The organism is Desulfocurvus sp., assembly GCF_023230885.1.
GTDB lineage: Bacteria > Desulfobacterota > Desulfovibrionia > Desulfovibrionales > Desulfovibrionaceae > Desulfocurvus.
In genome coordinates, this window is sequence record NZ_JALNWM010000009.1 from 22,984 (window position 1) to 28,983 (window position 6,000).

The 6,000-nt window shown below is 72.2% G+C and carries 5 protein-coding genes, 1 tRNA gene and 1 pseudogene; 3 read left to right on the plus strand and 4 right to left on the minus strand.

All coding sequences use genetic code 11. From position 1 onward, the window contains the following. Window positions 1-85: 85 nt before the first annotated feature. Window positions 86-1,450, minus strand: coding sequence for an L-serine ammonia-lyase (locus M0P34_RS01400; RefSeq protein ID WP_291495568.1), 1,365 nt, complete (start codon window positions 1,448-1,450; stop codon window positions 86-88). 96 nt (window positions 1,451-1,546) lie between these two features. On the opposite strand from M0P34_RS01400, the gene M0P34_RS01405 reads away from it, so the two are divergent. From M0P34_RS01405 to M0P34_RS01415, 3 genes are all read left to right on the plus strand, one after another. After that, complete coding sequence (locus tag M0P34_RS01405; RefSeq protein ID WP_291495570.1) at window positions 1,547-2,539, plus strand: alpha/beta fold hydrolase; 993 nt, start codon at window positions 1,547-1,549, stop codon at window positions 2,537-2,539. A gap of 490 nt (window positions 2,540-3,029) precedes the next feature. Further along, complete coding sequence (locus tag M0P34_RS01410) at window positions 3,030-3,350, plus strand: hypothetical protein (protein WP_291495572.1); 321 nt, start codon at window positions 3,030-3,032, stop codon at window positions 3,348-3,350. A 173-nt stretch (window positions 3,351-3,523) separates the two neighbouring features. Then, window positions 3,524-3,599: transfer RNA gene (locus tag M0P34_RS01415), tRNA-Ala, on the plus strand. Window positions 3,600-3,732: 133 nt separating this feature from the next. Here the strand turns inward: M0P34_RS01415 and M0P34_RS01420 are convergent. The 3 genes and pseudogenes from M0P34_RS01420 to M0P34_RS01430 form a co-directional block, all read right to left on the minus strand. After that, complete coding sequence (locus M0P34_RS01420; protein WP_291495574.1) at window positions 3,733-5,265, minus strand: hypothetical protein; 1,533 nt, start codon at window positions 5,263-5,265, stop codon at window positions 3,733-3,735. A gap of 46 nt (window positions 5,266-5,311) precedes the next feature. After that, window positions 5,312-5,569 (minus strand): hypothetical protein, encoded by a 258-nt coding sequence (locus tag M0P34_RS01425; protein WP_291495576.1) that lies wholly within the window; start codon window positions 5,567-5,569, stop codon window positions 5,312-5,314. Between the two features lie 309 nt (window positions 5,570-5,878). Continuing rightward, window positions 5,879-6,000: pseudogene (locus M0P34_RS01430) on the minus strand (thiol peroxidase); the annotation flags it as partial.

The window sequence follows — 6,000 nt, forward strand, 5'->3', positions numbered from 1 at the left end:
CGTTCCGGCGCGGCTCCGCTTGTCGACCCTTGGCCGCCCCGGGGGCCCGGCTTGCGTTTCGGTTGCTTATCAGGCCGCGCCAGCTCTAGCACCTGGGCATATGCAGCGCCAGCCCGCCAAGGGAGGTTTCCTTGTACTTGCAGTGCATGTCGCGCCCGGTCTGGTTCATGGTCCAGATGGCCTTGTCCAGGTCGATGACCTGGGTGGCGGGGTCGCCCAGGGTGGCCATGAGGTAGGCGTTGTAGGCCTTGACCGCGCCCATGGCGTTGCGCTCGATGCAGGGGATCTGGACATAGCCGCCCACGGGGTCGCAGGTCAGGCCCAGGTGGTGCTCCAGGGCGATTTCCGCAGCGTTCTCGGCGACCTGGAGCGGGTGGCCCTTGGCGTAGGCCAGCATGGCGGCGGCCATGGCCGAGGCCGTGCCGATCTCGCCCTGGCAGCCGACTTCGGCACCGGCCAGGGAGGCGTTGCGCTTGACCAGGAAGCCCACGGCGGCGGCGGCCAGCAGGCCCCGGCGCACGGCCTCGCGCGGCAATTTCATGTGGTTGTGCAGGACATAGAGCAGGCTGGGGATGACTCCCGAGGAACCCGAGGTCGGCGCCGTGACCACCAGGTGCCCGGCGGCGTTTTCCTCGGCGGCGGCCATGGCGTAGGCGTTGATGAGCATCAGGAAGCGGTCGGAGCTGTGGCGCGACTCGCCCGCGCGGCGGACCAGGATCGGCGCCTTGCGCCGCAGGCCGATGCAGCCCGGCAGCACCCCTTCGGTTTCGCAGCCCCGGCGCACGGCGTTTTCCATGTGCCGCATCACGCGGTCGAGCTGCTCCTCGATCTCGCGGGCGCTGCGCCCGTGCAGGGCCTTTTCGTTGGCCAGGATCAGCTCGTGCAGGGCCAGGCCCGTGCGCGCGAGCTGGGCGCGCAGTTCGGCCATGGTCGTGTAGGGGTGCGGCGGGCGGCCCAGGTCCGGCTCCTGCCAGCCGCGCCACTGGATGAACCCGCCGCCCACGGAGTGGTATTCCATCTCCAGCAGCGTGCCCCCGCCCTCCAGCAGCCGCAGGACCAGGGTGTTGCTGCAGGCGAAGCCGTGCTCCACGGCGTCGAAGACCACCGTGCCCGGCCCGAGGTCCAGGGCGGCGCCCTCCACGGGCAGCGGGTGGCGCCGGGCGGGGTGCTCCAGCAGCTCGTCCAGCAGGGCCTGGGGCACGGTTTCCGGGCTGTAGCCCAGCAGGCCCGCCAGCACGGCCTTGTCCGTGCCGTGGCCGTCGCCCGTGGCCGACAGGGAGCCGTAGAGATGGCAGCGCAGCCCGTCGGCCCGGGCCAGCACATCCCCGGGCAGGGCGCGCACACGCTCCAGGAAGTCGAAGGCCGCGCGCATGGGGCCGATGGTGTGCGAGCTCGACGGGCCGGGGCCGATGTTGAAGAGGTCGAAGACCGAGGTGGTTATGGCGCTCATGGCTGCCATGTAGCCGCAATTGCCGTCCGGATGCAAGGCGGTTGCGGCCCGGGCCGGGTGGGGGTAGCCTTGGCCCCGCAAGCAAGGAGATCGCCCGTGCCCCTGGTTCCCTCCGCCTTTTGTCCGCCCTTCTATCTGCGCGGCGGCCATGTCCAGACCCTGTACCCCTTCCTGCTGCGGGCTCCCGTGCCCGTGGACTACCGCCGCGAACGCCTGGAGCTGCCCGACTCGGACTTCGTGGACCTGGACTGGAGCCTGGCCGCCGGGCCCGGCGGAGCCCGCGCCGCGCGCGTGGCCCTGGTGGTCCACGGCCTGGAGGGCCATTCGCGGCGCAAGTACGTTCGCGGCATGGTCCGCGCCCTGAACGCCGCAGGCTGGGACGTGTGCGCCATGAACCACCGGGGCTGCTCGGGCGAACCCAACCGCCTGGCACGCACCTACCACAGCGGCGAGACCGGCGACCTGCACGCGGCCCTGGTCCGGGCCCTGGGCGCGGGGGGCTACGCCAGCGCCGCCCTGGTGGGCTTCAGCATGGGCGGCAACCAGGTGGCCAAATACCTTGGCGAGGAGCCCGGGCGCGTGCCGCCCCAGGTGCGCGCCGGGGTGGCCGTGTCCGCGCCCCTGGACCTCGCGGCCTCGGTGCGCGCCCTGGAGCGCGGCCCGGCGCGGGTCTATCAGGCCTACCTCATGCGCAGCCTGAAGGAGAAGATGCGCGCCAAGGCCGCAGCCCAGCCCGGGGCCCTGGCCGGGCTGCCCCAGGGCCCCGGGCTGGACGCCATGCGCACCTTCCGCGAGTTCGACGACGCCTACACCGCGCCCCTGAACGGTTTTGCCGACGCCCGGGACTACTATGCGCGAAACGGGGCCGTGCGCGTGCTCGAAGGGGTGGGGCTGCCGCTTCTGGTGCTGTGCGCCGCCGACGACCCGTTCCTGGGGCCGGAGTGCTATCCGCGCGCCCTGGCCCGGGCCAGCGCCGTCCTGCACCTGGAGACCCCCGCCACCGGGGGGCATGTGGGCTTCGCCGCCGCCCGGAGCGCGGCGACCTATGCCGAAAACCGGACGGTGGAATTCCTGGGAACCCACTGCTGACAAGGCCGGATAGCCTTTTTATAGCGCGGGCGGCGCCCCTTGCGCCCGGGGCCGGGCGAGTGCAGGCCGGGGCGTGCTCCGCCAGCGCGCGGGGCGCGCCGCAGGGCTGCACCCACCACAAGCCACGAGAACAGCTGCTTGGCCAGCGCGTGCCGCGCCGCACCCGGGGGCGCCGGGGCGGCCCCGGCGCCGGGCGCCCGTCCGGCTTCCCGGCAGCTTCGGCCCTTCGCCCGGCCAGGTCCCGCGCGGCTGCACGGCCCCGGGGCGCAGGAGCCCCGCGCGGCCACCCCGGTTCCGACCCGGCCCCGGGCCGCCCGCCGCTTTTCCCCTTGGCCGGGCCCGGCCGGGGCGTCCCGCCCCCGGCCCTTCGCCCGGGCAGGCGCCCGGGGGGGCGGGGACGCGGATTTCCGTGACGCGCGCGGGCGGTTTCTGCTATTCTCGTGCTCGCCGCCGCCGGGCGGCGCCAACCGCAACCACCGAGGGACGCACCATGCGCATGGTCATGACCGCCGCCCTGCTGCTGGCCCTGGCCCTGCCTGCGGCCGCCGCCGACAAGCAGGCCTCCTGCAAGGAAGTGTACCAGATCTATCAGGCCTGCTACGACGGCGGGCGGCAGATGGACCTTCAGGGCTGCCAGTATGTGGTGGAGGCCCTGGGGCCCCGGCTGATGAGCGAGGACGGCCTGACGGGCTTTTCCGCGGCGCTTAGCGTAGGCATGTGCAAGCGCGGCTGCGAGGATGGGGCGAACAAGAAAAGCGCCATGACCCAGGCCGCGTTTGCCAAGGAATTCTGCGGCACCATCCTCAAGTAGCCGCCGCGGCTGACCGGGGTGCCGGGCCTCGCGGCCGCGCCGCGCCGCGCCGGGGCGGCCGTGCCCGGCCCTTTGCCGGGCGGCCCGGGTAATTTCCGTCGCCCGCGCATCCGGTCTTGACAATTCGGCCGGAATCGATACTTTCGACCTCCCGGACGCGTTCCGGCCCATGTGGGGCTGTAGCTCAGTTGGGAGAGCGCTTGAATGGCATTCAAGAGGCCGTCAGTTCAATTCTGTCCAGCTCCACCATGAAAGATCAAGGGATTCAGGCAGCCGCCTGAATCCCTTTTTCTTTGGTGGCCCGGGGGCGTCTGGGTCGTCCCGCTCCGGGGTTGCCGGGCGGCGTGGGGGCTCCGCCGGGGGCGGGGACGCCCCGGCCCGGCTACAGGCGCGACAGGACGTGGGCGCGCAGCACCTCGGCCAGGGGGGCGGGGTTGAAGAGCTGGTCGCGGTCCACGGCGAGGTCGGCCCGGGGCGGCTCAGGCAGCGTGTCCAGGTCCTCGTAGCGGACCTTCACGGCCAGGCCGTCCTCCACCATGTCGTCCAGCAGGCGGAACTCCGTCTCGAAGACCCAGGTGTGCTTGCCGTAGGGCAGCAGGTCGTAGAGCAGGGTGCTCATGCCGCCGGCCACCACGTTGACCTCGGCCATGACCTCGTCGGTGATGTCGCGCACGCCCACGATGCGCTCGCGGTGGCCCTGGGGCAGGCCGTAGCAGTCGAGCTGGCGGTCGGGGTTCTCGTCGGGCTTGAACTTGAAGTACACCGTCCAGCCCAGGTCCATGAGCTTGCGCATGCACTGGCCGATGCGCAGGGTGTTGCCCCAGAATTCATAGGGCACCAGCACGTTGCGCGGGGAAAACTTCGGCGAATCCAGGCGGCGGTAGCCGTAGGACAGCTTGTTGGCCCCGGGCAGGTGGAATCCCGGGGGGTAGACCCGGCTCCAGCGGCGCAGGACCTTTTCCCAATAGGGCCCCCAGGTGATCACGTTGTCGAAGCCGTTGTAGCTTCCCGGGGCCCAGCGCTCGAAGGTGTAGGCCGCCTGGCGCCTCGCGTACATGCTGAACTGGTAGCCCACGGTGGGCACCCCCAGGGACTGGCAGGCATACAGCAGCGGGTAGATCTCCTGGTGGTCCTCCAAGCCGAAGAGCAGCCGGGGCGGGCGCGGGCGCAGGGCCTCCAGGTGGCGGCGGTATTCCCAGACCGCGAAGGACATGTGCTCCTCGGCGCGGCGGATCACGGCGGCCACGGCCGGGCGCAGGGCCGGGGCGAAGGCCGACAGGTCGTAGGTGTTGCAGAAGACCTGCGGCGCGGCCCAGCGGCGGTGCAGGAAATAGACCGGGTGGTCCTGGGCGTCGCGCCGGTCGAGCAGGGGCCGCGAGGGCGAGTAGACGAAATGGAAGGGCACGCCCTCGGCCTCGAAGAATTCGAGCATCTCGCGGGTGCGGAAGTCGCGGGGGCCGTAGCGGTAGAAGAGCAGGTCGCCCCCGGGTCGCGCGGCCACCGCGCGGTTGTGGGCGGGCAGGGTCCGGCGGTAGAGCCGCCACGCCGCCCAGCGCGCCCCGGGGTTGCAGCGGCGCGGGTGCAGCACTTCCCAGATGCGCGCGAAATTCAGGCGGTTCAGGAAATACGGGATGCGCCGCCGCCGGGCGAGATCGTCCAGCAGCGGGCCGTACTGCACCAGCCGGAACAGCCAGCGCCAGTAGAGGTTGCCCACCTGGGTCGACAGCCAGTTGAAGCCGTCGCGGCGGTAGTTGTCCAGAAAGCGCGTGCCCTCCGGAGTCCTGGCCTCGTACAGCAGGAAGAGCAGCTCCAGGGCCTCGTCCAGGTCGTTGCGCGGGTGCCATGTGCGCGTTGCCCCGGGGCCCCTGACCTCGACGATGCCCGAGGTGCCCTCGCGGATCAGGACCGGGAGCATGGCGCCCCCCCGGCGGCGCGCCGGGCCGCCCCGCGCGTGCGCCGCCTCACTGCTCGTCCTCCAGGGGCCGGTCCTTGCGGCCGTAGGCCACGCGGGCTTCCCAGACCTTCATGCCGATCTTGCGGCCCAGGTCGGCCTGGCGCGACCGGATGAGCGCGTCGGCGGCTTCCTTGTTGCCCTCAAGGCGCAGGAGCGTGGCCGACTCCAGGTCGCGCAGGTAGCGTTCGCATTCGTGGATCACGGCGGACAGGTCCAGGGTGGCCAGGGGCTCGGGCACCCGGACGGAGCGGACTTTGCGGGGCATGGCGGCTCCTCCTCGGTCATGCGATTACAAAACGTTTACGTTTTGTCAACGCATTGGACGCCGAAAGGCAGTACGCGGCCGCCTCCCCGGAGCGGGGCGCGGCCGGGACGGGCGCGGCCCCGAAGCGGTCGCACCCCGGGTGGCTGCACCCCCGGACGGGGGCGGCGCTGGAGGTTTCGAAGGCGCATCCGGCTGCGACCCCGGATGGGCGCGAATCCGGATGGACTGCGACCCCGGATGGGCGCGGCCCCGGGGCAAAAAAAACGGCGGCCCCGGAGGGGGCCGCCGCGTCGCCGCGCCGGGCGGAGGCTACAGGGCCGCCTTGGCCGCGGCCAGGGCCGCCGCGTAGTCGGGCTCGTCGGCCACCTCGGGCACGATCTGCTGGTAGGCCACCACGCCGGTCCGGTCGATGACCAGCACCGCGCGGGCCA

Bases quoted from the DNA above. Each gene is read 5' to 3' on its own strand.
- M0P34_RS01425 (WP_291495576.1), bottom strand. From the start codon at position 5,569: ATGCCCCGCAAAGTCCGCTCCGTCCGGGTGCCCGAGCCCCTGGCCACC.
- M0P34_RS01410 (WP_291495572.1), top strand. From the start codon at position 3,030: ATGCGCATGGTCATGACCGCCGCCCTGCTGCTGGCCCTGGCCCTGCCT.
- M0P34_RS01420 (WP_291495574.1), bottom strand. From the start codon at position 5,265: ATGCTCCCGGTCCTGATCCGCGAGGGCACCTCGGGCATCGTCGAGGTC.
- M0P34_RS01400 (WP_291495568.1), bottom strand. From the start codon at position 1,450: ATGAGCGCCATAACCACCTCGGTCTTCGACCTCTTCAACATCGGCCCC.